Annotated in this window: 23 protein-coding genes; 4 read left to right on the top strand and 19 right to left on the bottom strand. The window is 43.5% G+C overall.

Annotated elements, in window-relative coordinates:
* Positions 1 to 107: 107 nt before the first annotated feature.
* The gene (locus AC58QM_RS15585) at positions 108 to 3,104 is read left to right on the top strand and encodes an efflux RND transporter permease subunit (RefSeq protein ID WP_497285447.1); all 2,997 of its coding nucleotides are present in this window, start codon (positions 108 to 110) and stop codon (positions 3,102 to 3,104) included.
* A 62-nt stretch (positions 3,105 to 3,166) separates the two neighbouring features.
* Here AC58QM_RS15585 and AC58QM_RS15580 read toward each other — a convergent pair whose 3' ends face one another.
* Positions 3,167 to 4,771, bottom strand: a complete 1,605-nt coding sequence (locus AC58QM_RS15580; protein ID WP_497285445.1) for a response regulator transcription factor — start codon at positions 4,769 to 4,771, stop codon at positions 3,167 to 3,169.
* A complete protein-coding gene (locus AC58QM_RS15575) occupies positions 4,749 to 6,518 on the bottom strand; it encodes a sensor histidine kinase (protein WP_497285443.1) in 1,770 nt (589 codons plus the stop codon). The genes AC58QM_RS15580 and AC58QM_RS15575 overlap by 23 nt, the downstream gene beginning before the upstream one ends.
* A gap of 196 nt (positions 6,519 to 6,714) precedes the next feature.
* Here AC58QM_RS15575 and AC58QM_RS15570 point away from each other — a divergent pair, with 196 nt between their 5' ends.
* The gene (locus AC58QM_RS15570) at positions 6,715 to 8,349 is read left to right on the top strand and encodes a hypothetical protein (protein WP_497285442.1); all 1,635 of its coding nucleotides are present in this window, start codon (positions 6,715 to 6,717) and stop codon (positions 8,347 to 8,349) included.
* A gap of 411 nt (positions 8,350 to 8,760) precedes the next feature.
* On the opposite strand, the gene AC58QM_RS15565 is transcribed toward AC58QM_RS15570, so the two are convergent.
* On the bottom strand, positions 8,761 to 9,432 hold the full coding sequence (locus AC58QM_RS15565; RefSeq protein ID WP_497285440.1) for an O-methyltransferase: 672 nt from the start codon (positions 9,430 to 9,432) through the stop codon (positions 8,761 to 8,763).
* A gap of 128 nt (positions 9,433 to 9,560) precedes the next feature.
* Here AC58QM_RS15565 and AC58QM_RS15560 point away from each other — a divergent pair, with 128 nt between their 5' ends.
* Positions 9,561 to 10,457 carry a LysR substrate-binding domain-containing protein gene (locus tag AC58QM_RS15560; RefSeq protein ID WP_497285438.1) on the top strand — a complete coding sequence of 299 codons (897 nt, stop codon included), beginning with the start codon at positions 9,561 to 9,563 and terminating at the stop codon, positions 10,455 to 10,457.
* Positions 10,458 to 10,519: 62 nt separating this feature from the next.
* On the opposite strand, the gene AC58QM_RS15555 is transcribed toward AC58QM_RS15560, so the two are convergent.
* The 9 genes from AC58QM_RS15555 to AC58QM_RS15515 all read right to left on the bottom strand — a co-directional run bounded on the left by AC58QM_RS15555 (position 10,520) and on the right by AC58QM_RS15515 (position 20,367).
* Positions 10,520 to 11,401 carry an HAD-IIA family hydrolase gene (locus AC58QM_RS15555; RefSeq protein WP_497285436.1) on the bottom strand — a complete coding sequence of 294 codons (882 nt, stop codon included), beginning with the start codon at positions 11,399 to 11,401 and terminating at the stop codon, positions 10,520 to 10,522.
* A complete protein-coding gene (locus AC58QM_RS15550; protein WP_497285434.1) occupies positions 11,379 to 12,752 on the bottom strand; it encodes an alkaline phosphatase family protein in 1,374 nt (457 codons plus the stop codon). Before AC58QM_RS15550 ends, AC58QM_RS15555 begins: the two co-directional genes overlap by 23 nt.
* Before the next feature lie 19 nt (positions 12,753 to 12,771).
* Complete coding sequence (locus tag AC58QM_RS15545) at positions 12,772 to 13,743, bottom strand: carbohydrate ABC transporter permease (RefSeq protein ID WP_497285432.1); 972 nt, start codon at positions 13,741 to 13,743, stop codon at positions 12,772 to 12,774.
* Positions 13,740 to 14,669 carry a carbohydrate ABC transporter permease gene (locus AC58QM_RS15540; protein WP_497285430.1) on the bottom strand — a complete coding sequence of 310 codons (930 nt, stop codon included), beginning with the start codon at positions 14,667 to 14,669 and terminating at the stop codon, positions 13,740 to 13,742. Before AC58QM_RS15540 ends, AC58QM_RS15545 begins: the two co-directional genes overlap by 4 nt.
* A gap of 28 nt (positions 14,670 to 14,697) precedes the next feature.
* Positions 14,698 to 16,020: a sugar ABC transporter substrate-binding protein gene (locus AC58QM_RS15535; RefSeq protein WP_497285428.1), complete on the bottom strand. Its 1,323-nt coding sequence runs from the start codon at positions 16,018 to 16,020 to the stop codon at positions 14,698 to 14,700.
* 207 nt (positions 16,021 to 16,227) lie between these two features.
* Positions 16,228 to 16,815, bottom strand: coding sequence for a glycerol-3-phosphate responsive antiterminator (locus AC58QM_RS15530; protein WP_497285426.1), 588 nt, complete (start codon positions 16,813 to 16,815; stop codon positions 16,228 to 16,230).
* Positions 16,816 to 16,926: 111 nt separating this feature from the next.
* Positions 16,927 to 17,982 (bottom strand): Ger(x)C family spore germination protein, encoded by a 1,056-nt coding sequence (locus tag AC58QM_RS15525; RefSeq protein WP_497285424.1) that lies wholly within the window; start codon positions 17,980 to 17,982, stop codon positions 16,927 to 16,929.
* On the bottom strand, positions 17,969 to 19,099 hold the full coding sequence (locus tag AC58QM_RS15520) for a GerAB/ArcD/ProY family transporter (protein WP_497285423.1): 1,131 nt from the start codon (positions 19,097 to 19,099) through the stop codon (positions 17,969 to 17,971). Before AC58QM_RS15520 ends, AC58QM_RS15525 begins: the two co-directional genes overlap by 14 nt.
* Positions 19,045 to 20,367, bottom strand: a complete 1,323-nt coding sequence (locus AC58QM_RS15515; RefSeq protein ID WP_497285421.1) for a spore germination protein — start codon at positions 20,365 to 20,367, stop codon at positions 19,045 to 19,047. The genes AC58QM_RS15520 and AC58QM_RS15515 overlap by 55 nt, the downstream gene beginning before the upstream one ends.
* A 304-nt stretch (positions 20,368 to 20,671) precedes the next feature.
* On the opposite strand from AC58QM_RS15515, the gene AC58QM_RS15510 reads away from it, so the two are divergent.
* The gene (locus AC58QM_RS15510; protein WP_497285419.1) at positions 20,672 to 21,661 is read left to right on the top strand and encodes a ketoacyl-ACP synthase III; all 990 of its coding nucleotides are present in this window, start codon (positions 20,672 to 20,674) and stop codon (positions 21,659 to 21,661) included.
* Between the two features lie 2 nt (positions 21,662 to 21,663).
* Here AC58QM_RS15510 and AC58QM_RS15505 read toward each other — a convergent pair whose 3' ends face one another.
* Genes AC58QM_RS15505 through AC58QM_RS15475 form a run of 7 tightly spaced genes read right to left on the bottom strand, consistent with a single transcriptional unit; the run spans position 21,664 to position 25,453 of the window.
* A complete protein-coding gene (locus AC58QM_RS15505; protein ID WP_497285418.1) occupies positions 21,664 to 21,921 on the bottom strand; it encodes a hypothetical protein in 258 nt (85 codons plus the stop codon).
* Positions 21,918 to 22,286, bottom strand: coding sequence for an alpha-helical endospore appendage domain-containing protein (locus AC58QM_RS15500; RefSeq protein ID WP_497285416.1), 369 nt, complete (start codon positions 22,284 to 22,286; stop codon positions 21,918 to 21,920). The genes AC58QM_RS15505 and AC58QM_RS15500 overlap by 4 nt, the downstream gene beginning before the upstream one ends.
* A 5-nt stretch (positions 22,287 to 22,291) precedes the next feature.
* Complete coding sequence (locus tag AC58QM_RS15495) at positions 22,292 to 22,579, bottom strand: nucleoside-diphosphate sugar epimerase (protein ID WP_497285415.1); 288 nt, start codon at positions 22,577 to 22,579, stop codon at positions 22,292 to 22,294.
* A gap of 60 nt (positions 22,580 to 22,639) precedes the next feature.
* The gene (locus AC58QM_RS15490; RefSeq protein WP_497285413.1) at positions 22,640 to 23,374 is read right to left on the bottom strand and encodes a glycosyltransferase family 2 protein; all 735 of its coding nucleotides are present in this window, start codon (positions 23,372 to 23,374) and stop codon (positions 22,640 to 22,642) included.
* On the bottom strand, positions 23,334 to 23,852 hold the full coding sequence (locus AC58QM_RS15485) for a glycosyltransferase (protein WP_497285412.1): 519 nt from the start codon (positions 23,850 to 23,852) through the stop codon (positions 23,334 to 23,336). Before AC58QM_RS15485 ends, AC58QM_RS15490 begins: the two co-directional genes overlap by 41 nt.
* Positions 23,853 to 23,884: 32 nt before the next feature.
* A complete protein-coding gene (locus AC58QM_RS15480) occupies positions 23,885 to 24,265 on the bottom strand; it encodes a hypothetical protein (RefSeq protein WP_497285410.1) in 381 nt (126 codons plus the stop codon).
* Positions 24,266 to 24,307: 42 nt separating this feature from the next.
* Complete coding sequence (locus tag AC58QM_RS15475) at positions 24,308 to 25,453, bottom strand: CgeB family protein (protein WP_497285409.1); 1,146 nt, start codon at positions 25,451 to 25,453, stop codon at positions 24,308 to 24,310.
* Positions 25,454 to 25,463: the final 10 nt, after the last annotated feature.

Genomic DNA, 25,463 nt, shown 5'->3' with positions numbered 1-25,463 from the left:
TATCCAAATGATGAAATAAGAACTATACGCCCCTTATTTACATAGAACCTCCTAAACATGGAATTCTATATCTAAAATAAAGATCGAACTGAAAGGGCGCGAGACGTGTGACATGGTTTACGAAGTGGGCTTTTAGTAACAAAGCAGCCGTAATTTTTTTGGTGATATTAATTTTAGGAACAGGCATTGGCAGCTACTTTAGATTGCCGATGGAATTTCTGCCAAGTGCAGACTTCCCACAAATTAGTGTGACGGTCGTCGGTCAAGGATATGATGCCAAATCCATGCTGGATAGTGCTACTACACCTATAGAGAAAGCTGTCTCCAGTGTGCCAGGTAAGAAAGAAGTATTCTCTACATCCTCAGATGGCTTTATGAAAATTGATATGACATTTGATTCGGATATTAAAATGAAGGATGCCCAAGCGAGCGTTCAAGAAGCGCTAAACTCGGTTGTTTTGCCAGCAGGTATGTCCAAGCCTTTCGTCATCCGTTTGAACACTTCGATGATTCCACTCTCCTGGGTTGCCCTCAATTTCAAAGATGGCTTAACCAAACAAAATATCGAGCTTGCGCAAGAGAAAATTTTACCAGAATTTCAACAAATCAGAGGTCTCGCGAGTGTGGTTCTTGGCGGAACTTCGGTCTCTCAAGTGATCATTCATCCTGACAAAGATAAATTAGCCCAAGCGCAATTGCCAGCACAAGTTCTTATGGGTGTCCTACAAGGACAAAATGTGACCGTCAACGTTGGAGAAAGACCCATCGACGGCAAAACGAGCGCCATCAAGGTTATTGGAAGCCTAAGCGATCTAGATACGCTGGGTAATTTATCCGTTGCCCCTGGCGTCAAATTGAAGGATGTTGCTACGGTTGAAGTCGCCGCAAATAAAGACACCTTAACACGCATTAACGGTAAGGATTCTCTAACGTTGGTCGTGACGAAGGATACGAGCTCCAATGCTGTTGATATCAGTAAAGAAGTAGATAAAATCTCAGAAGAAATCGCGACGAAATACCCAGGTGCGACGGCAGAAGTGATTTACTCCACAGCTGAATCTGTCGTCACTTCCGTGAACAGTATGATGAGAGAAGTGTTGCTTGGCGCGTTATTTGCGACAATTGTCATTCTGATCTTCCTTAGAAATGTACGCTCCACATTCATTACAATTGTTTCTATCCCTCTTTCACTTGGATTAACCTTGTTCCTGCTTTCTCAATCCGGTGTGACGTTGAATATCTTAACGCTAGGCGGGGTCGCCGTCGCCGTAGGACGGCTCGTAGATGATAGTATCGTTGTTATCGAAAATATTTTCCGAAGAACCCAGAAGGCCGAGTTTTCCAAGGAATTAATCCTTGATGCAACGCGCGAGGTTGCCAGAGCGATTACCGCTTCCACCTTAACTACCGTTGCCGTATTCCTTCCGCTTGGACTTTTGAAAGGCTCATTGCAAGCGTTCCTGCTCCCTTTTGCCCTAACCGTAACGTATTCCCTGCTTTCCTCCTTGCTCGTTGCATTAACCGTCGTTCCTCTGATGAGCGCTTGGTTACTGCGCAAAACGAAATTAAAAGAGCATAAAGAGTCGAAAGGTCTAAGAAGCATCTTATCCTGGAGCTTGAATCATAAATTCATCTCCATTCTTGTTTCACTTATCCTGTTTGGCGGTTCAATTGCGCTTTACTTCGTCATGCCAAAAGGGGCAGTAGGCGGCTCCACCGCAAGCCAATTGAGTGTCACACTTTCCTATACACCTGAAACTCCGATTTCAACTGTGCGCGACAAAGCCATGGAATTGGAGAAATTCATGCTCGAACAAAGTGAGCTTGATCATCTGATTCTGCAACAAGGGAATACCGAAGATAATGCCAAATGGGGTAGCGTAGCGCCTCCAACGATTGCAACCTTCCAAGTCTTCATGAAGAAAGATGTGGATACTCAGCATTTTATCGATCAGGTTCTCACCCAAAAATCTAAATATCCGGACGCTGATTTGCAAGCAGGCGGTGGCGGATTTGATGGAAGCAGCGGTTCCGCCATTACAGTTGATCTAACAGGCGATTCCGCCAAGAGCTTAGATCAAGCTGCTGCAGATGTCATTGCCGCAATCAAAGGTATTGAAGGCGTCGAGAAAGTGACAAGTAATCAAAATGTAACGAAACCAGGCTACTCGATTACTGTTGATCCTACACGAGCTAAACCTGAAGAAATTGCAGGTACGATCCGCTCCCTCATGAATCCAACACCGATTGGTTCCATGAAGCTGGAAAACAAAGAAATTCCTGTTGTGCTAGATGCTTTGATTAATCCGTCGACGGTTTCAGACCTATCCAATATTCAAATCATGACCGCAACGGGTCCAGCGGCTTTAACCTCTGTTGCGAAAATCGAAAAAACAAATGAGTCCAACACGATACTTCATAAGAATAATCAACAATTCTTGCGTGTGACGGCACTCGTAGACTCAACTAAACTGTCCAAAATCAATACTGACATTACGAAAAACACGAAAGATCTGAAGCTTCCAACAGGCGTTGCTTTGACCGTTGGCGGAGCATCGGCTGAGCAATCCAGCGATTTTGCTGACTTGTTCATGACCATGGGTGTTTCCATTGGTATCGTACTGTTGATCATGGTTATCACATTCAAATCGTTCCGCGCACCGATCGCGAGTATGGTATCCCTTCCTTTCGCGGCCGTTGGAGCGATTGTTGGCATGATGATAACAAAAACATCCTTCGACGTTACATCAATCTTCGGATTCTTGATGCTGATCGGTATCGTCGTCACGAATGCCATCGTCTTGATTGATCGTGTGAAACAAAATGAAGAGCATATGACTATTCGCGAGTCCTTGCTTGAAGCCGCGGCTACACGGATGCGACCAATCTTAATGACAGCCGTTGCTACTATTTGTGCGATGGTGCCGCTTGTTCTTGCCAAAGCTGAAGAAGGCAGCATCGTTTCCAGAGGCTTAGCAGTCGTTGTTATCGGCGGTCTGACTTCAGCAACGCTCTTCACGCTGATCATGGTGCCAACGGTATATGAGCTTCTCCATGCTCGAAAAGCAAAACGTCAAAGAAGACGATTTGAAAGTGCACGTTAAGTAAAAAAAGCTGACCCAGTAGAATTATCTGCTTGGGGTCAGCTCTTTTTTTGTTTATTGAACTAATTTGGTATCGTAATGACGTTTTTCACTGTGCGTTTATATTCGTTGGGGCTCATGCCTGTCATCTTCTTAAATATATTGGAGAAGTACGAATAGTGTTGAAAACCAACCTTCTCCGACAATTCGTAATTTCGAAATTTACCTTCTGCTAAATACTGCTTAGCTAGTTCGATTCTTTGCTCCAGTACATAATCGATGACAGACATTCCCGTCTCTTTCTTGAAAATATGGCTAAAATGAGAGGCGCTAAGCCCAGACTCCCCTGCAATTGCATCTACGGTCAACTCTTCTCCCAAATGCTGACGAATGTACAAGATAGCGCGTCCAATTTCAGGGCGGACCACGATTGCTTCTGCCTCGATTCGATCACACTTCTGCAGCCAAGCTAATAGTAACTGTATAGCCTCACTCAAGTTATTGACAGCTTCAAATTGCGGCCATTCTGGTAAATAGGCCGCGTCAGTCATGCGCGACGCCAGAGATTGAAACCAATTCCGAACTTCTATAGGTGATGGATACCACTCCAGGAGATACGCTTTTATCTTGTCTAGTATTTTGAAATAAGCAGCATAGGATCTATCTACTTGCAGATTGTCAGCTAATGCATTTAACTCAGATAGCTGTAGAAGGCCGAGAGGCCCAAATGGACGGAGCCCATATGTAAAAATCGTTTTAGGCTTCTCCTGATAAAAGCGATGTACGAACAAACCATTGATTTGTTTGTATATAGAACGAAGTTGGTAGAGCCTGCTGAATGGTTCGCTAGCTGCCAACTTCATAGCGACATCTAAGTATTTCTCCAAAGGACCTTGAATCGTCTGCTCAAGTCGCAAACAGGCAACCAGGCTTCCTTCTTTATCCAATTCCTTGTCATCTGAGGCAAGTAGTACAACCATTTTTCCGAACTCCAATGGAAATAACTCACTATGGATAGGAAAAGATTCTTGAAGCAATTCTCGAATAATTTCTAACATGCTGAATTCGATAAGCATTCTGTCATTGCTTGAATAGCGTTCCTTTAAACTTACTAGCTGATCAACTTCAATAACCACTAGTACGAATGTTGCAAACGCCAATTTCGCACCGATTTCTTTCCCTTTCTGATTAATCTCACTATCTGTGGAATAAAGCCCCATTAAGATCTGTTGAAAATAATGCATTCTTAATGGATAACTGTTCCTTTGAATGGTCTTATGGTTCATGGAGGCAGACATAATTGTTATATCTTTCTCAGATTCTCTTGACGCCTTGTCTAAGGCTTCCTTGGTTTCAATTAGGTTGATAGGTGATTTGAGTATATAACCGAGCGCACCATGCTGCATCGCTTGATTAATAAAACTGAACTCTCTGTGAGCGGTTAGGATAACGCATTTTGTTTGTGGAAAACGGTCATTAATATGTTTCAGGAGCGTCAATCCGTCCATCACCGGCATCGTAATATCGATCAAAGCAACATCTGGGTTGAGTGCCTCTATAGCCGTTAATGCTTCTACACCGTTCGTTGCTTCACCGACAATGGTATACCCCCATTCCTCCCACGGAAAAGCTTCTTTGATATGCTGTCTGGCAATCTCTTCATCATCAATCAAAAGAAGACGTTTCAACGGGTTCCCCCCTTTCTTTAGGAAGTTTAATCCATATTTTCGTTCCGATTTGGGGATGACTATCAATGGTTAATTGATAATCGGATCCGAACATGAGCTGGAATCGTTCGTGCACGTTCACAATGCCAATATGCTTCACTCTATTGAATACTTTCTCACGTTGTTCCAGCTTCTCTAACAATTCTTGTAACGTTTCCTTCTCCATGCCAATGCCATTATCTTCAATCAATATTTCCCAATCCTCCTGATTGACCATAGTTCCGATATACACGGTTCCACCTGCGTCCTTAGGAACGATCCCGTGGAAAATGGCATTTTCAACAATTGGCTGCAAAATAAACTTAGGAAGCTTATATTCCAAGGAAAGAGGATCAATGTCGAATTCAAACTCGCATTTATTCGGATAACGGATTTTCATAAGTTCTACGTAATTCTCAATCGCGATCAACTCTTCCCTCATTTTTACTGGATCTGGCGAGTTATCGAGTGCATAGTGTAACTGATTCGATAAGGCAGAGATCAGCGTATCCATCTTCTCCATATCGCCTCGCCGTCCGAGCATGCTGATCGTATTTAACGTATTATATAAAAAATGAGGCTTAATTTGGGCGTGCAAAGCACGAAAATCAGAAAGCTTTTTCTGCTCCTCGCTATATTTTAAATCAGACAGCAACTGCCCAATTTTTTTCGTCATTAAATTGAAATGCATAGCTAGGTAGCCGATCTCATCTTCCGTTTTCACTGCAAGATGGGAATCTAAATCTCCCTCTCCTACTTTTTGAACAAATTTAGTCATTCTTTTAATGGGCGAAGAAATTAATACGGTTATTAATAAGGATAACCCTAACGCGAGTAAAAAAGAGATCAGCGCAAGCTGGATCGAGTCGCTTATCGATTGCTTAAGAGGTGCCAGAAGTTCACTTTTGTTCATGATAACCACTAACTGCCATTCAAGAATCGTATTATATCCCCTCGTCATAATGATACTGTCGTCGGCTTGAGGATTCATGAACTCTTTTTGCCCCCAGCTGGAGCGAAGAATGAACGGGTCAAACCCAGTCAAATTATAGACTTTTTGAACATAATCATAGTGGATATAAGGCTCTTTCCCAATAACTGGACGTAATTCTTTATCCAAAATAATAAGATTCTCAGATACATCCTGCACTTCATCAGGAAATAATGTGTAGTACAACCTTTCCAAATTCACATCAGCCAGCAAGATACCTCGAGAGCCATTCATCAAATCTACTGGCGTTACATAAGTCAATGTGTATCCTGAAACTGTGGAATGATAAGGCCCAACCCATTTTGAGTCTACAAGTGGACTCGCTAATAATTGTTGAATCACAGGATCGTCAAACAAATCCCAACTGTGCGAAGAAGAACTGGCTAGAACGTCTTGATTGGAAATCAGATGGACATTACTCAAATTCGGCGCTAGATAGAGCAGATTCACTGACATCCAGGTTTCCAACTGCTTATAGTCGCCCGTTTTCAACCTGCTATCATTCACGATCGAGCTAAGCGCAGTCCGTATATTTTGCAAATTACTGTCTAAGTACCGATTGGATTTCTGAACGGCTTGTCTTGCATAATCCATTTGAGATTTGATCAGTATCTCTGACGAGTGTTGATTAAATGAGTACGCCGTCACTAACGTCAGTAACTCAAAACAAAGGAATGTCAGAAGGAACACTTTTGGCGTTATTCGTAATTTCCCGAACATAGCGGATATGCGATTCATGCGTGCCTAACCCCTTCATGGAAACGTCTACATACAATTATAGAAGGTGATATTTGAATAAACAGTCATTATTACGTTAAAATTATCATTTTTCTACGAAATCGCCAAATAACTAAAGTTTTCACATGATTATTTATATCTTTATAAACCTAAATACTTTATTCTGTTTGCATAATAACCCAAAGGAGTCATCAGAATGAATTCTATTCCTGTGGTCCATGTCAACCATTTCAAAGGTTCCGACGATGCAGTAATGATTCGCGCGGCGATTCAACATGCGATAGAAACAAAAGCGGAGTTCGTGATTTTTGAACCACGACGCTATATGCTGCAAAGTGCAATAACTTTCTCTACAGCAGGGTTTGAACATGATGCCGGAAGCACCGCGCAGATCAGCAAAGAATGCCATATCGTCATTCAAGGCTCTCAAAAGCTAACATTATTAGGTGCAGTGGACGAACAAGGCGATCCTGCGACCGTATTCGTTGGCATCAACGATCTTCAGATTCACGGCTACCTGCCCGCGATCCTGTGGTGTGAAGACAACGACAGGCTTGCACTCAAAAATATCGCTTTTTCCCGTGAGCCGTTTTACGCATCGGCAGGTGTTGTTATTGCAAAAAGTGATTCTCATATCGTCGTCGACGTTTTTGAAGGTAATCCTTGCTACGACGGAATGGGCTGTTATTGTATGAATCGTTTTAATCCAGAGACAGGAGCACTGACTGGTGAAAGTGTTACTTATGGTTTTGGAGCCGGCGTACTATGGGAACTAATCGCCCCGAATCAATTGTCCTTAACGAATACAGAGGTAGCTGCTAAGGTACAAGTCGGAGAATACGTCTCTTGGCATCAAGGGGCTCAGACCGACTTTCAAACTTACTTTGCCAGATGTGACCATTTAAACCTTTTCAATTTAAGGACCTATAATTCCAATGGCTTCTGCATGTTAACGGAGGCATGTAAGCACATAACCGCCGAACGCGTAATTTTTAAACCGGATGGCAATCGCTTATTTACAGCCCCAAGGGATGCTTGGAAAATCTTCAAATGCAGTGGTGATCTCAACATTGACCAGTTGATCATCGAAGGGGTTCGAATGGATGGTCAGAACATGCACAGCAATTGGCTCATTTTAAAAGAAGTGCTGAGCGATGATGAGGCATTGTTCTTTTGCCATCATACCTTTGCAAAGCTGGACATAGGCAGTGTTATTGAATTAAATCACGAAGAAGACATCTATCGGCTAACCATTGCAGATTGGCATCACGAAGGGAAAGGCGATCGAGGGAATTATTACCGGGTTCGATTGAACGAGAGGCTACCTATCATCACACAAGAAGGCATGCTAGGAAGCGCCGCTTGTTGGGAGCCTGACAGGTACATTTGTAAAAATTCGGAGTTTACGAACATTGCTGGGGCCGGTCATCTAGTGCGATACGACCATGTGGTTATTTTAAATTGCACCTACAAAAATACGATGAATCCTGGGATCTTACTCGGCGCAGAATTACCCGTTCACGCCGAAGGTGGGCATGCAACGGATATCTTAATTAAAGATTGTGAGTTTGACAATTGCGGTTTCTTCCCCAGATATGGAGCAGCCGGTTGTATTGGTGTGAAATCCGCTGGATTCAGCGGTAAATTCAATACCAACATTATGATTTTGAACAATACGATGAAAAACTCCGAAATCGGTGTGCATGCCATTGATGCCCACAACGTTTTCATCATTGGGAATACGTTTGAAGGTATATCCGTCCCCTTGTTAAGAGACGAGGAAGTGAATGGAACGATTTATGAGCATTTAAATCAACACAACATCAGTTAATGAATACATATACAATAAAAGAGGCTGTCCCATAAGTAACCTTTGGAAGACGCGAAGCAGAAAACTTTAAACTCTTGGGTATTCTTTCTAGCTGCCACTACGTGTTTAGATGTATAAACTACATCTAATTAGTCCGAATCTGACCTGTTTGCAGGATTAGATGGAAAAACTACAGCTAATTTGCTTGAAATTTGAAGATATGAGCAAATTGAAGGGAATTAACTACAGAAAATACAGTTAACCTTTCGAATTCTAGAAATCCTCTTCAAATAGATGGAGAATATCCAGTTAGATTACGGGAAGCAAAGGAATCAGGTTCATGACTCAAAGGTCATGAACGTAAAAAGAGGCTGTTCTCAAAAAGTCTAGATCGACTTTTGAGACAGCCCCTTTTTATTGATGTTATCGTACTTAGCTAGTAACCATACCAAAAACGAACCCATCATATCCTTTACTTCCAACAGTTTGAATCGCAGTGGCTGTTATTCTATCCTCATCTGCGATAAGATCATAAAATGCCCTAACACCCTGTACACGTGGATCTTCACTGTTTTCATTAATAACCTCGCCTTCTCGAATGACATTATCTCCAATAATCACAGTTCCAGGATGGGAAAAGTAAAGAGCCCATTTTAAATAATTGGGATTATTCGGCTTGTCAGCATCAATAAATATAAAATCAAAAGGTGCCACACCCTCGTTACTCATCTCTGCCAGTTGCTCTAAAGCATCCCCTACTCGAAGTTTTACCTTATCTTGCACTTCCGCCAGGCAGAGATTAGCTGCTGCCACCTGTGCATGATGTGGATCAAGCTCCAGCGTGACTATTTCCCCCTCGGCAGGCAGGGCTCTTGCCATCCAGATTGTACTGTATCCTCCCAATGTACCGATCTCCAAGATACGTTTTGATCCCTGCATGTGTACAAGCAAGTTTAACAATTTCCCTTGTGTAGGTGAAACATCATAAGCCGGTAATCCTGCCTCTTGATTTCTGGACAACACTTTTTCGAGAATAGCATCATGTTGAATGAGACGCTCCGTTATATACTGATCGACCTTATCCCAGACGTTGATCTGACTCATTAAGATCACTTCTCCTCTTCATTGTTGACTTCTATTAACAGTGTAACTGAGTTAAAATCATAAATATAATATATGTTTATAATAGATACATATATATATTGTATGAATGTCTGAATAGGAGAATCGAAATGAATCTACATGCCTTACGCTTGTTTCATGTCATTGCTAGCACCGGAAGTGTAACTCGTGCTTCCGAACTACTTCATATAAGCCAACCAGCCATAACTGCACAGATTAAGAAATTTGAAAAAGAACTGCTCCTAACGCTACTCAAGCCCCAAGGAAGAGGTATTGTATTAACAGATGCAGGTGAAGAAATTGCTTTACTTGCAAAACGACTTTTTGCTGTAGAACAACAAATTGAACGGTATGCTCAGGATTACCGTAACGGCTACTATGGATGCATTCGTTTAGCCGCGACCTATTTACCTGCTCATTTCCTAATCCCTACCTGGATAGCCCAATTCAAACAACAGTTCGAACAAGTTGAAATGATCATTACAACTACGAATTCCAATGACGCTCTAAAACAACTCTTAAATGTCGATGTGGATATAGCCATTTATGGGGGGATACCAGAGGAATATTCGGATACGATTCAGACAGAGGAATTATTTCAGGACGAGTTATGGTTCGTCGTTGCACCTAATCATCGGTATGCGAATCAACATATTTCACTGACTGACATGATGAAGGAACCCTTCGTTATGCGTGAGGAAGGGAGTTCAACTCGAGAGCGATTACTATCTTTATGTCGCACCTACAATACTTCACCCCCTACAATCTCTTTGCAATTCAATGGGTTGCATGAAGCTATCACCGCTGTTGTTGCAGGCTATGGTGCCAATTTTGTTTCTTCGTTGGTTGTGCGCGAATATGTAAGACGTGGTGAATTATGCCGAGTCTTTGTAGAAGGGATTCATTTAACCAATACAATTGCAATTTGCACGCGCAAAAATGAACCCTTATCAGCTTCCGCAATGAACTTTATTAAGATGATTCGCCAAAATCCTGTTAGAAATTAGAAAAAGCACAATAGGCGGCCGTTTAATTATCGGCAACCTTTATGCTTTTTCGAACTGACGTATTAGTAACTAACAAGTTCAAGTAAATCCGCCACTGCAAAGTCTGCTAAATCGCCTACAGTCATGGTAGCATCGTCACTCTCACCGACTAAGCCAGGTTCCGCAGTAACAGATGAGCCTAGTGCTGCACCATGTAACCACAACGTTCGGAGCCCCGCCGCACGCCCACCGGCGATGTCGGTATACGGATTGTCTCCGACCATGACACAAGATTCCGGACGTGCAACCCCGCAGTGTCTTAATGCCAAGTGGAACATATGAGGCGCAGGCTTGCCAAAGTACTCGACGATCCCTCCGGTAATCGCCTCCGCAGGTTTGTACAATGCCCCGGTCTCAGGAATCTTCTGACCACGGCTGCCTGGGTGGAACAGATCAGGATTGGTAGCAATAACTGGCGTCCCATGGTCCATTTCTTCTACGATTGCTTGCAGCTTTGCATAATCGAATTTTGGATCTCGACCAATAACCACAGCATCTGCACCACCTTCGATATCCAGTGAAACGAGCTTATGTCCATATTTTTTCAGGGACGACTGGAGAGATTCGCTTCCGATGGCTTTCAACGATAAGGCGCCATGCTTTTCCAATATATATTGCCCAACCAATTCGGTTGCAGTCAATACGTGCTCCGGGTCAACCTCTAGCCCCATTGCAGACAGTCGTAACGCTACCTGAGAGCCCGTATCTGTCGAATTGTTAGTCACAAACCGTACATGTTTGCCCTTGATCCATCGCAGCCGCTCCAATACTGCTTTAGCGCCTGGAGCTAACCGATCTCCAAAATATATGCATCCGTCCAGATCAAAAAACACGGCTTCAGCCTGCTCCAGCATGGCCATTGCAGCTTTTGCCTTTTTTGTTTCACTTGGTTTCAGCTCGCTCATAGACCTCTCCTCTGTCCTTCCCTCTTAGCTGCACTTCTTGACCATCTGCGTCTGGTAGTTGCATTCCGAACCAACTCGCGATCGTTGGCGCCACATCGACAGCCTGGATCTCTAGCAGCTCTTGACCGCCTGCTATTCCTGGCCCAGCTATGACGAACATCGCCTTCATCGCTTCGTGATCTGGCAAATATCCGTGCATACCGACGAATTTTGCCCGCTCCGCCATCACCTCATCACCCGCGTGGCCAAAGTTAACGAACCAATCCAACTCCATCTCGAACACGAAATCTGGTTTGAAGCGTGCTTGCTCTTCTCCAATTGGCAGTCCCCATTCAGAAAAGTCAACATCCGTCTCCAACAGTCGATATACACCTTCAGCATTTGCCAACTGATCTCGCACTTCAGCTAACAAAACTTTGCGTTTAGCCGGTTCCCGCTCCAGCACATAGGCATAGCCACATCCACCGTTCGATACTGCCATGACTTGACTGCGCTCAGGCGCCTCAGCATCAAACCAACCTAACTTCTTAAACAGTACATTCGGGTAAAACGTTTTAGTTGCATCGCTAAAACCATGATCGGAAAGAACAATTACATATGTCTTTTCGCTTAACCCCGCGTTGTCCAGCTCCTCCAGTAGTTGGCCGATTCGCTCATCCGTATAACGAAGTGCCCAATCTAGTTCTGCCGAATGTGTTCCGTAGTCATGCTGGTAGCTGTCGGGCAATAAATAGTGCACGAGCAATAGGTTCGGCATCCTCGTCCGGATGAGATGTTTAGCAGCTTCGGTCGTCAGCCAATCCTGCATGGAACCACGCGCGTGGTCTTTACTCCAAGCGGCGTAATGCTCCATCGGAAGTCCAAGCTGAACCAACTCCTGCCATAGCGATTCACTACTTCCCGCTTCCATTAGATCTTGCTCATAGCACTCCGGAATTACGTCATCGAGCCCCTTGGCTCCATACGTTTTCGGCCAGCATAAAGCTGCCGTCTTTCCACCGAGCTCATGTACCGCATCATAGATCGTTAACCCTTTTACTGATTCTTCCTTCGGGTACATGCGTTCTCCAAAATGTTCCCCCACCTGATTCGTCTCGCGATCCACTACCCAATTCCCCAATACGCCGTGCTTACGAGGATGCGTCCCACAGACCAGGCTGGTATGAATGGCCCAAGTAGCAGTTGGAGTGATACTTCGTAACTTCCCGCTCGCACCAAGCCCAGCAAGTCGCTTGAGATTAGGCATCGGCACGTCTGGCCGCTCCCAATTCGAATAGCCAAAACCATCAATGCTTACGACTAATACGGAAGGAAGTACCGTCAATTCCTGTATGTGCATTTTTTCTTCCATGAATTATTAGACTCCTTCCCTATTCTTTAACCCCGCCCAATGTCAGGCCTTGGATGAAATATTTCTGAAGCATAAGAAACATAACGATAACCGGAAGCGCCCCTACAGCAGCACCTGTCATAAGTAGCTTAAAGTTAGCTAAATTGGCGTCTTGCAACGTCTTTAGACCTGCAGTCAGCGTGAACAACTTTACGTCGTTCAGCACGATAATCGGCCACAGAAAGGAGTTCCACTGAGCAACGAAAGTAAAGATTCCTAACGAAGCCATAGCAGGAAGTGCCATTGGCACGACAATGTTGACAAACACCCGCCACTCCGATGCTCCGTCCATCTTACTTGCTTCTATCAACTCAGTTGGCGTGCCGAGCAGAAATTGGCGCATGAGGAACACACCGAACGCACCGGCCAAGCCGGGCAGTACGATCGCCCACTGCGTATCAAACAGATGCAGCTTCTGCACAAGCATAAACGTAGGCACTAACGTAACCTGCTCAGGAATCATCATCGTTGCGAGTATGATCCAGAATACTGCCATGCGACCTGGAAATTGCTTCTTAGCCAGTACGTACCCTGCCATCGTATCGAAAAGAATATTTCCAATTGCCCCAATCACAGCAATGAATAATGTGTTCCACAACCAACGAACGACCTGTGTGCTTTTGAATAAGTACACATATGTTGTGAAAGTGGAATTGACCACTTCCTTCATTTTTGCAGCATGATACTGCGCCTGAGTTACATCACCCTGTTGCTCTGCCGTACGCTTCTTGTTCCACTGAGACACATATTCCACCACTCCGTATGGATACATCTTAGGCGGATCAGCCTCAACAAAGGAAACAGGCACTTTCATCACTTCATTCTGATAAGTTGGAAGCTGAAGCGATGTCGTGAATATCCAATACAGCGGCAACAGCGTGATTAAGGCGGCGATCGTCAGCATGCCATACACGACTGCTGCGCTCAGTCGGTTGCGAGCACGATAACTCAAGAGTTTCCTCCCCCTTCATCACCCATTAGGCGGTACTGAATGACGGAGAACATGAGAATGATCAGGAACAGAATCACAGATTGCGCAGAGGCAAGCCCATATTCAAAGTCACGGAAGGCCGTTTTATAAATGACATGAACGACTGTCTCCGTTGCATTGCCCGGTCCTCCATCTGTCATCATCACAATTTGAGTGAACACTTGGAATGAGCCAATCATTGACAGTATCATTAAGTAGAACGTTGTCGGCTTCAACAACGGTACAGTGATGCTCCGCCAAATCTGGAAAGTCGACGCTCCGTCGATGCGAGCCGCTTCATACAAATTCGGATTAAGGGCTCCCATGGCAGCCAAGTAAATGATAATCCCCGCACCAGGCGGGATAAGCAGATTCATAATAACAAGTGACCAAAGTGCCATCGATGTCTGCCCCAGCCAATCGATTGGCTCTAGTCCAAATACAGCCAAAAAGTCATTAAACAAACCAAACCTATAATTGAACATCCAGCGCCAAACCATCGCAATAACTACCATTGAAGTCACAGATGGGATGTAAAATGCCGCACGGAAGAAAGTCCTTGCCTTGGGGCGAAGAGGATATATCAAGGAGGCAATTATTAATGCGGTCGCTACAGAAAGAGGTACTGTAGCAACCGTGTATAGCGCCGTATTCCAAATCGAAGTCTGGAACATTTCATTGCGGAATGCATCGATATAATTGGCGAAACCAACCCATTTCGTCGTGAAAACACCAAACTCCTGAAAAGAAAGCACAAGCGACCATAGAACTGGAATGACGGTAAATAGAGCAAATAAGAGCAATTTGGGTACAAGAAACGCATAAGCCGGTGCTGCATGTCTGAACCCACGGAACAGACGCTGCCCGAGAGTCGGCTTGCTCTTGGCAGCATGAATAATAGGATTCAAGCCGATCCCTCCTTCCGTATCTAAATACTTACTTTTTCAACAATGGATCGATAACCTTACGTGCGTCCTTCAGCGCTTGCTCGGCGGATTTCGTGCCGTTCACGGCAAGCTGCATTTCCTTCTGAATCGCTTCATCAATCTTCGCCCATTGTGGATGGCGAGGCATGATTACCGCAGTTTCCGCGATTTTCTGAGCTATCTCCATTTGAGGATTATCCTGGAATGGACGTTTCTCAGCAGATGATTTACGGGAGGCAAACACTCCGTAATACTTAGCCGTCGTATAGATCTCTTCCGTTGTTGAAAGTGACCTCATGAACTCAGCGACTACTTTACGTTTCGCGTCATCTTTCTGTTTGAACATGACCCATCCCAACACGTCTCCTACCGTCATGGACTTGCCTGACGAACCGGTAGGATATTCCGCGACCGTGAAATTCATTTTATAAGGATCCTTTTGTGCAGAGGCAATTGCCCAAGAGTTCCAAGGCATAACAGCCATTAATCGCTTGTCCGTAGCCGCGAACTGCTTCCAGGCATCCCCTACATTGACAGTACCCATGTCAGACGGAGCCACTTTGTATTTGAACTTTAGATCCAGGAATTTCTGTAGTCCACTAATCGCTTCAGGAGAATCAAATGTGTATTGGTTCATATCATTGCTAAGTGGTTTGCCGCCATCCATCATGATGAACGGCCAAGCTTCATAGTAGCTAGGCATAATGTAAGTCGACACACCGAATTTGTTATCTCCCGTTAATTTCTGCATTTTTTCCACAAACTGCTCGTATGTCCACTTGCCATCTTTAGGAGGTTCTACCCCTTTTTCCTTGAAAATATCCAAGTTAAGCATAAGCGTGTGTACCCGCGAACTGATTGGAATTCCATACGTATGACCTTCATATTGGAATTGCTCTAATGTGTTTGAATAAAAATCGTTCCATTCTTCTTTTGTATAGACACCATCGACCGGTTCAATGACACCTTGTTGAATATTTTTAACACTTGCTATTCGGTTGCTGATGTTGTAACCGAGATCTGGCCAAGCTTTTCCCGCGATCGCTACATTCAACTTGTCTTCCATCTCAGCCCATGGCACTTGTACGATGTTAATCGTAACGCCAGGGTGTTTGGATTCAAACTCTGCCTTCTTTTGTTCTAACCAAAAATATTTGTTGTTGCTGGCAGCGTCAGACCAACGAGGGCCATCCCATACGGTAATCTCCCCTGTCCAAGCTGGAGTTTGTGTCGAGCTACTGCCAGTAGTAGGTACGGTGCGGCCGCAAGCAGATAAAATCACGATAACAACAAGTGAAAAGCATAAAAGTCGAGATAATCGACGAATAGTCATAATAGGGATAACCTCCAAAGTATAGTTGTAGTTGGACGATCACAATACGGTACTTGCTCAGTGCTATTGCCATTCTTGGCTGCATCAGTCCTTTCAACGAAAAAATGAGAGAAGACGCAAAGAGTTCAGCCTCCGACGTATAATTCGGAAGTCTGCAACCCTTTGAGCTTTCTCTCATCTCACAAACTCATTTGGTTTGATATGTAATTATTGAAGAATTTCTTCGAAGCTTTTCGACCATAAACTAGCTTCGGTGACGGATAACGATGTAGCCCCTGCATTCAATGCCATTCTTGCCTCTTCCAACGTTTGAATCAAGCCGCTTGCGATTACCGGAATCTGTTCATTGGCCGTCGCAAATCGTTCAATCACTTTCGGAATAACTCCCGGCATTAATTCGATGCAGTCAGGTTCCACTGATTCTACCAATTTCAAGCCGTTCTCCACCGCAAGCGTATCAATCACGAACAGGTGAAGTATTCCGAACAGGCCAGCTTGTTTAGCAGCCTTGACCATGTGACTCTTTGGCGTGACGATACCACGGGCTCCGATAAACTGCGTAACCAAGTCTATCGTTTCCTTGTCCGTGCTCGACAGTCCTCGAATCAGGTCGAGATGCACAAACGCGTTTTTCCCAGATGCATGCGTAGCCCGAACAGCATCGATAATCTCAGCAGCATTGCCCCCCATGAAGAAGACATTGTCGACTTCCGAGTCCAGTGCCTTGTTCAAATCAGCCATCTTCCGCACCGCTGCAATTACTGGCTTTTTGCCGATCACATGTAGCAGAGTCATCGCCAAATCCCCTTTTTATCTTGGAACGATCGTAACAACTTCATTGTACATTGCATTTCGCATAGTTGTGTTAACGCAGTAATAATGTTTTGTAAAAAGCTCGAAGTCATATTATTCCATCTTTACATGAACCTGAAATTTCACTTTTAAATTCGGATAATAGTCTTCTCGCCAGTTTTTTAGTTCATGATAAGGAATTTGATTACGGAAATGTTGGCCAAATCCGAAAATATCCGTTTTGTTTCTTTGGGCTTGTTCGAACATATGGTAAAACCGCTTTTCGATCAGCTTTTCAAGTTCACTTTGTATCCGGTCATTCGTAACGCCTTCTTTTCTTTCTAAAATGTCAATCATCATATATAAATCGCTTGAAACCTGTGGATCACTACTATTTTTCATCGACGTATTATTTTGCAATGAGCTTTTTCTTACCTTGATGCTGGCATAGCCCAGATTCTCTATCTTTCCTTTTGTATTCTTGTTTTGAAACAAATTAACTAAGTGATTTTCACTCGGGCTAATTCTTTCCATTATTATTCCATTTCTTAATACAGTCGCACCATCAAAGCTTAATAAAGTATCTTTTCCGGTATTAACAACCGGAACGGCTATATCTTTTGTATATGAAAACAAGCTTCGATAAACTTCCCATACGCGGATAGTCGAGACCTCTGGCGCCCAATCGGGTCCTTTATAAAAATAGTTAATTATAGAGGTTGCATGTGCATCAAGTTTATCCTTAATAGTTGAAAACATTTTTTCGATATTTTCATCTGTAATGGCTAACATAGCTACTGACGGTAATTCCTGAGATTTCATTAAAAACTTAAACACTTCACTCAAATCTTCTTTGTCATTCTCCAAATTGTTATGGATGATAATTAAGCGTACTTGTTTGTAGTACACGGCATCTTCAGCATTTGTTTTCAGCTGTCCCAGCACACTTGAAACGTTTGCACCTTTATGAGTTACTGTTCTTGACAATTTGCTGCCTTTTTCCGTTATTGGCGTATACATTGTCACTTTGAATTGGTCATCGTTCTCTTTGGATATCCCGATAATTAGAGGAATGTCACGCTTATCTATTTCTTTAATATCCCAGCACCCGCAGAGAAGGGTTAAAGACATAAGTACAACAACATTTATTAGATGTCTATTTTTTTTCATAGCCCGCCATCCCCCTACTAGCTAAGGCACCGTAGATAAAAATGGTAATTGGAAGAATAACAATTGAGAAAGCATGAGCAACTGCACTCCATAAAGCCAATTTTTCAAGCCACGCCTGACTCGGAACCGATACAGCGAAAATAAATGAGGTAAGCGAAAAGGCACTAATCCAATAAGAGGTATTTCTTCTTTTCCAATCGAACATTTTCTTAATAATTTGTCCGATCATCCATAATAAAACCGCATTTAATAGAATTGTGAACCCCACTAATGATATACCGAAAAATATCGTTTGCTGGTTGAATACAAACCAATTCATGTCAATGGAATCCGCCGCTTCTTTTGCAGGAAAAGGAAATGTAGCGACTGTTTCTTGCCCAAAAATAAAAAGTGGAATATACACAACAGCTAGATAGAATAAAATCACACAAGTCCATGCCCCAAAAAGTTGGCCGAACGTCAAATTGGTTTCGGGTGGTACAAATCCCAAAAATAAAGACGAGAATCCCATAAGATAAATAAAATTTATATCCGTTAAGAAATCGAGAGATGACGGCCAAACCGGTAAAGCGTTCTTAGAGTCAAAATTTACAATCGAAGTAAAAATAACAAAAACCACCAAAAAGTTAACGATAATGAAAATGAAAACGGAAGAACGTAAAATCGTGCCTAAGCCTTTTATAGCCGTATACGTTGAAATGACGAGGAGAAGAATTAATATGGACCAACTAGGTGTCTGAATCAAAAAAATCGAACCAATACTTTCAGCATGTTTACGAAGACTCATAGCAACAATCACAGTCAGATTGAGTACATATGGGATTAGAAAAATGTATGCAGCCCATCTTCCTATTTTCAAAAAAATATCAATAATATCTTTATTCGGGAAATAATTTAACCCTTTCTTGTAGATCATCATTACGAACAGTTGCACCAATCCGTAAGCAAGAATCACTCCCCAATGACCTGTTTTCGTTAACTTATAGACGAGACTAGGATACTGTAAATAACCGAATCCCATATGCATGATAATAAAAACTAAACCGATCTGTAACCTTTGAGTCACTTTGTGTCGCCCTTTCGTTCGATGCGAAATGTCATATACGGAATATCGCATGCCGTTAAACTCGCCAAGTATATGCATACAAAAGTCAAACCAGTAAATAAACCTAAAATGCCAAAAACAGATGCCAAAATTAAAATGGGGTATTTTAGAGCACGAATGTACAAGGAATTTTGCACGCCTACTACTGATGAACTTGCAATCAGCATGGCAGTGATCACAATAACTAATAAATTACTGACTAATTTCGCTTCAACCATTGCTTGTCCAAGTATAATTCCTCCAACCATTGTAATCGTAGGACCTACGCTTTTAGGTAGTCTTACAATTGCTTCAATTATTAAATCAACTAACACGACCATTGCAAGGGTTTCAACTATGGGGGTTAACGGAATGCCTTCTCTGCTTTCTGAGATAAACAAGGCGAGATCGATTTTCAGGACATCAGGGTTAACGGAAGTTAAGGCAACATATAGAGCGGGGAGTATAAGCGTGGCCAAAACCCCTAATCCCCTTAGAGTTCGAATCATTATTGACAACCCAAAAGGGAAATTGCGGTCGTTAACAGTACTCAACATATCCATAAATAGATGAGGGAAAACAAGCGCGAAGGGATAATTGTCTAAAAATAGAACGACTCTATTCTTTTTTAACGAATCGATAGCTTGATTCGGAATTTCAGTTGAGAATAGATAACTAACAGGATTGATCTTGCGTTGGCCAAAATATTTATTCAAGTCATCAATCGTTTCAATATCCGATTCAATTTGTTTTAAATGCAAGTCAACTTTTTCAATAAGAGAACTGGGAGCTTTCCCCTTAATATACAGCATGGAAATCCTTCGTTTAGCCAGCTCTCCAACTTGATAAGAGCAATGGCACAGACGTTCTGTGACAAGCCACTTTCGAATGATACCTAAGTTAATATCAATATCCTCTCCAAAGGCGTCTAAAGGACCATTTATAATGCTTTCATTTTTGGGCTGATCAATGCTTCGACTAAGTTTTCGTGAGATTGGTTCCAATACGGCAATACGATTACTTGGATTACTTTCTGATATGAGTACTAATTTGCCTTCTAAAACAGCTTTTATGATTTGTTCTAATTTAACGTCAAGCTGATCACTGAGGTTAGTAAATAGTTCATTTACGGAAGCAGACATTTTGGCCATTTGTCGAATATATGAATTTGTATTAGCGAAATCTATCAACGTGTTAAAACCTATGAGATAAATTGCTGTTTGATCCAATTGTTCTTCCTGAATGAAAAAGTCATCATGATCGGCAAATATGGATTTAATTTCCTGGACTAATGCAAGCATAAATTAAACCCCTAAATTTTGACGTGATACTAGTTTTAGCGACGAATGGAATTTTTATACAGAAGTATAAGCTTGTTTGAAGAGCCAGCTAGACTGAGTTTTAAATATAAGCTCACGTATACATTCTTACTCAATTCTTAACCCTCTTTACTCGCGCGAGCGGCTTTTACGTTGTTGTCCGTTCCGTCTAAAACCATTCCTGTTCGTACCGATACACTTCTCCTATTGACAACGAACACTTCCATGCCTTAAACTAAATTTAGTACCAGATACTAATACTTGATACTAAAAAGGAGTGTCACTCATGTCGTCCTCTATTTCTTTACAAGCGCGAATTTCAGCCATCGGCACTTATGTGCCTGAGTATATTTTAACCAACGAGGAACTCTCCCAAAAGGTGGATACGAACGATGAATGGATTGTCCAACGCACTGGCATTCGAGAGCGCAGAATAGCTGGAGCGCATGAGTTCACCAGTCATTTATGTATAGCAGCCGTGCAAAATTTGCTTGATCGATACCCCAATTCTCTTGACGAGGTAGACCTCGTCATCGTGTCCACACATACACCAGACTTATCGTCAACGCCTGTTGCCTGTCAGGTTCAGGCCCACTTCGGCATCCAAAACGCGGGAGCCTATGATCTCAATGCAACGTGCGCAGGCTTCGCCTATGCGCTTCATACAGCTAGTGCCTTAGTATCTGCAGGAGTCCATCACAAAATACTCGTGATCGGCGGCGATGCGTTGTCCAAGATCACAGATTACACGGACCGATCCACTTGCATCCTTTTTGGTGATGGCGCTGGAGCAGTGGTCGTAGAGCGCGAAGAAGCTAAGCCTGCATTCCTCGCTTATCATATGGGATCAGATGGTACAGGTGCCAAGCATGTGTACCGGACAGGACTGGCTACAGAGCTGAATGGCGAGCCGCTGCTAGGAGAAGGAAAGCTTGTCCAGAACGGACGTGAAGTGTACCGATTCGCTGTTTCGACCGTACCGCAGGGCATTGAGATGCTGCTGCAAAAGAGCGGCATGCCTCTCGAGGCGATCGATTGGTTCATCCCTCATAGCGCGAACCTGCGTATGATTGACTCGATCTGTGAGAAGAGCGGTATCCCGATTGACAAAGCGCTGTACAGCCTTGAATACTTCGGCAACACTTCCGCGGCTTCTATTCCGCTAGCATTAGATTTGGGAATTAAAGAAGGAAAAGTACAAACCGGCAACACCTTGTTACTATACGGATTTGGCGGTGGTTTAACACACGCCGGACTCCTTGTACGCTGGGGTTAAGTCTACAAATGCTTATTGATCCAAGGCTTAGCCGGTTTACCAAACTTACCTATACCACGTGTACGCTTGGACTGATTCGTAACTTTTAACATCAGAGCATGTTGATAGTCGCTAATCGTCTTTAGATTATCCGCGACATGTCCTGCTAGCTGCTCTGAACCCTCTATATGATCTGCGACAGATTCTATGATTCGACATAGTGCTCGCTGGCTTCGCGCCAGCGAGATCAATATGTGCAGCTCAACACTCTCGCGATTCACAGCTTTTCATCCTCACCAAAAGGAAGTAAACCACCAAATCCCATGGTGTCATCGGACCCCAAGCCTAAGCCTAAAGCTGAACCTGAAGAATGTTTCCCAAGCATCGCCTTCATCTGGCGATTTAACGCATTCTCCAGCTTCGTTATGCCGTCAATAAGGTCAATGACACTCTCATTAATTTCGCCAGTGACGTTCATCTTATGGTCATGTCCCTCCAAATTCGCCGCATTAATATGCTGACAAATCCAGTTTTGCGACTTCGAAGCTTCCACAACTCTCGCTTCCAGCATCAAACTTATTTCATATTGCAGCTTGGCTGTCGCTTCAAGCATCTGCATATAGAGTTCTGTTCTTTCCAAGGTCATTCCCTCTATTCCTCATCAGGTACATGTAATTCCTTCATGACTAATTCCGTTTGCATCGCCATCGCTTCTTCTAATTCAGCAAGGCTATTTAAATAGGCCGTTACATTTTTGGTTAATTGTAAAGCCTTCTTCTGAAGCATCCCTAAGCCAGCAAAACCAGGATGAGAATCTGGCAGATCTCCTGTAATTGCCGCCATTTGCGCAGACACATGCCGGTGTGTTTCCAATATTCGCCCCATTTGGCTATGTGAAGCTGCAATCTGAGAAATAATCTTCGTGACCCGCTCCTCCATGGTATCTCACTCCTACAACCTTTTTCACACTACGTTATGCAGCTTGTTAGGAATCGGTGCCTAAATAAACCGAAGGGGATCAACGCCCCATTTGTGAATAAACTTCTTGCGATTGCGTCGCAGCAGTTCGCGCTTGGATCGACCCATTTTTTTTCGAAAACTAACACTACCGCGATGATACACGAAGCAATCGCCTGCGATGAGAAGTCGATAGCCCGCTAGTCGGGCACGATACGAGAAATCATCGTCCTCGTAATATCCGGGAGCAAATCTTTCATCCAGTTCACCAATCTGATCATATAGATTCCGCTTAAATAACAAACAGAAGCCTACTAATCGCTTTGCTTCCCGCCATTTTTCAGGATTTACCTGACTGTAAATGTGCACCATATTCGATATCCCCGTGAAGGGTACACGGATTTTTTGCTTACCAAAGACATAATTAGAGACTGGACCTACCATTCCGATATCTTCTCGACTGTGTAAGCAGTTTAGCATCTTTGGCAGCCAATTCGGCGTTACTATCGTATCGTTATTCAAGAGCATTAACGTGTCACCTTCCGCCAAGCGTAAGCCGTAATTACAGGCAGCTGGAAAACCGAGATTAGCGGGCAGAGCAACGAGTTTAATATTTTCATTTCGACAATATCTCATAGTTCCGTCTTGGGAGCCATTATCAACAACTATAATTTCATACGGCGCAAAGGTATGCTGACGGATGGAAGTGACACAGGCTTTCAACAAAGCTAAACCATTAAACGTAGGAATAATGATGCTCGTTAATTGCAAGTTCATGCCTCCTCACTAAGGTGCCATTTTCAATACCCATTGCCAAATTTCGAATGGACGGAAGCAGCTCTTCCGCATTAACAATCTTGTCCTCTTCTATGAAAAGCAAGAAGTCCGACCGCGATATCTTCGAAGCCAGAGCTCTTGCGGCATCTCGTTCAATTCGTACGGGAACATGAATAAGAATAGCTCTTGAATGCCTTTTAACCATCTCTAATGTACCGTCTGCTGACCCGTGAACAATGACGATAATCTCCCTAAGCGGTAAACGTTTCAATGGCTCCAACACATTCACAATCGATGCTTCTGTATTGGAAGTGATGATGACTGCACCGACAGGGTGGACACTTGTCCTAATTCTTCGACTTAGCGCGCGCTTACGCTTAGTAAATCGGGAGGTCACCTTCTTAGAAAGAGTTCGTTTGCGCCTCTTCCTGGAAATGACCTGCCCACTCATCCGTTTCTTTCGATATCGTTTTTCCAACAGGGCTTCACCTCATAACTCATGACATCACTTTAAGCAATCGTTGGATTTGTAAGCTCCCTTGTATATCCTTCTGTGAAGCCGACACCGTAGCCCGCATTATACGCTTCATTGAATGCTCGATCATAGGCTAATTGAGCTCTTCTCGCTCTTGGGCTTAGGATGATACGGCGCGGAGCCTTGCGGCGACGAGCTATGAGCCGACTCCCTTTGCGTTTAGGAAATCGAATGAGACGGCGGACTAATCTGCGTCTCCCCTTACGCCTTGCTAGTGGTCTTAACCGACGAATGGCACGCCCTTTTCTCCGAACAAGCGTCCTTTTTTTCAGACCTGTTTTTAGGGTCGTTCCCGCTCGCTTCTTCCGAATTTTTCTACTTATGGTCAGCTTTTTAACCTTTTTTTTCGTGATCACCTGCTACACCTCATCTTTCTAAATGGTCCACTTATTCAGTCCTTATCTAGGCCCGAAAATGACGGAAAGCATCGTAATCAGCCGATTCGTATAGGTGTGATCACGCATCGTACGATAGAGACCGCGCATGGCAATGAGCTTACGTTCCTCTTCATGAATTAAATAATGATTCATTTTGTGCAGCATTTCTTCTGGTGACGCATACGTCACGATGTCATAGTCTGGCGTATAGAAATTGACTAAATCATCCCGAATGTCCGTCAATTGAAAGGCACCGCAACCAGAGATTTCAAATGTTCGGGGATTAGGAGAAGCGCCGGTAATTCGACGAGAGTTGTGGTTATACGATTGGTCATCGAAAGCTCTATGCATATTAATGACAATTTTCGCCCCATTGTAGAACGTGGCGGTTTGATCTGGCGGCATCCACGTATTCAATTGAATTTGAGGTGCAAGTAGACGATATTTCTTCAGCCGTTCCCACCAAATTCCTGAGATAATGATTCGTTTGCTCGCTAAAAACGGTGTAATCTGATTGAACACGCCAACTCGGTTCCAGTAAGCCGATCCAATAAAACAAATATCGCGCTGGACACCTAGTGGCACTGGTCTTGGTCGAAACATTTCCGGTTGAAAGGCTAGTGGTAAATAATGAACCTGCTGACATCCCATCTCCCGATAAAACTGTACACAATTCACTTCTAAGGTAAATAAATAATCATAGTGCCTCGCATAGGAAGCGGTAATATCCGTGTAATAGGGATCATCAGTTAGCCATATGGCTGTCCGAATACCCATATGGCGAACCCGATCAACAACATTCAGGGAGAGATTCATCCCCTCTAAAACAATCATCACATCAGGTCGGTGTCTCGCTGCAATCGTTTCGACATTAGCTTTTGGATTCCCGATACGAGTCTGATCGTTGTCACAGTTTCCTATAATCAACTCACGAACTAAAGGGCGAAGGCCGTTAATAACGGCGATATCCAATGGCTCATAGGGGTATCCTTTGCCCGATGTAACAAACAACACACGTACGTCCCAGACAGGACTTGGCGCACGGTCACGAGCCGCTTTTTGCATGATCGCTTCACATTGCCCCAACCTGACTCCATTAGCGTGACCAAATTGATTACCATCAGCAAGTCCGCGCTCCCGAGCATGCGCACTATTGATAAAACGCACAACCTTCACT

This window comes from Paenibacillus sp. J22P165, assembly GCF_059692015.1.
The sequence above is the reverse complement of the archived record's forward strand: the minus strand, read 5'-3'. Positions and strand labels throughout refer to the sequence as shown.

Bases quoted from the DNA above. Each gene is read 5' to 3' on its own strand.
- AC58QM_RS15515 (WP_497285421.1), bottom strand. From the start codon at position 20,367: ATGCTTGCATTAGTCCAGGAAATTAAATCCATATTTGCCGATCATGAT.
- AC58QM_RS15550 (WP_497285434.1), bottom strand. From the start codon at position 12,752: ATGGAAGAAAAAATGCACATACAGGAATTGACGGTACTTCCTTCCGTA.
- AC58QM_RS15495 (WP_497285415.1), bottom strand. From the start codon at position 22,579: ATGGAGGAGCGGGTCACGAAGATTATTTCTCAGATTGCAGCTTCACAT.
- AC58QM_RS15565 (WP_497285440.1), bottom strand. From the start codon at position 9,432: ATGAGTCAGATCAACGTCTGGGATAAGGTCGATCAGTATATAACGGAG.
- AC58QM_RS15525 (WP_497285424.1), bottom strand. From the start codon at position 17,982: ATGAAAAAAAATAGACATCTAATAAATGTTGTTGTACTTATGTCTTTA.
- AC58QM_RS15570 (WP_497285442.1), top strand. From the start codon at position 6,715: ATGAATTCTATTCCTGTGGTCCATGTCAACCATTTCAAAGGTTCCGAC.
- AC58QM_RS15535 (WP_497285428.1), bottom strand. From the start codon at position 16,020: ATGACTATTCGTCGATTATCTCGACTTTTATGCTTTTCACTTGTTGTT.
- AC58QM_RS15490 (WP_497285413.1), bottom strand. From the start codon at position 23,374: ATGAACTTGCAATTAACGAGCATCATTATTCCTACGTTTAATGGTTTA.
- AC58QM_RS15500 (WP_497285416.1), bottom strand. From the start codon at position 22,286: ATGACCTTGGAAAGAACAGAACTCTATATGCAGATGCTTGAAGCGACA.
- AC58QM_RS15510 (WP_497285419.1), top strand. From the start codon at position 20,672: ATGTCGTCCTCTATTTCTTTACAAGCGCGAATTTCAGCCATCGGCACT.
- AC58QM_RS15530 (WP_497285426.1), bottom strand. From the start codon at position 16,815: ATGACTCTGCTACATGTGATCGGCAAAAAGCCAGTAATTGCAGCGGTG.
- AC58QM_RS15555 (WP_497285436.1), bottom strand. From the start codon at position 11,401: ATGAGCGAGCTGAAACCAAGTGAAACAAAAAAGGCAAAAGCTGCAATG.
- AC58QM_RS15575 (WP_497285443.1), bottom strand. From the start codon at position 6,518: ATGAATCGCATATCCGCTATGTTCGGGAAATTACGAATAACGCCAAAA.
- AC58QM_RS15560 (WP_497285438.1), top strand. From the start codon at position 9,561: ATGAATCTACATGCCTTACGCTTGTTTCATGTCATTGCTAGCACCGGA.
- AC58QM_RS15520 (WP_497285423.1), bottom strand. From the start codon at position 19,099: ATGCGATATTCCGTATATGACATTTCGCATCGAACGAAAGGGCGACAC.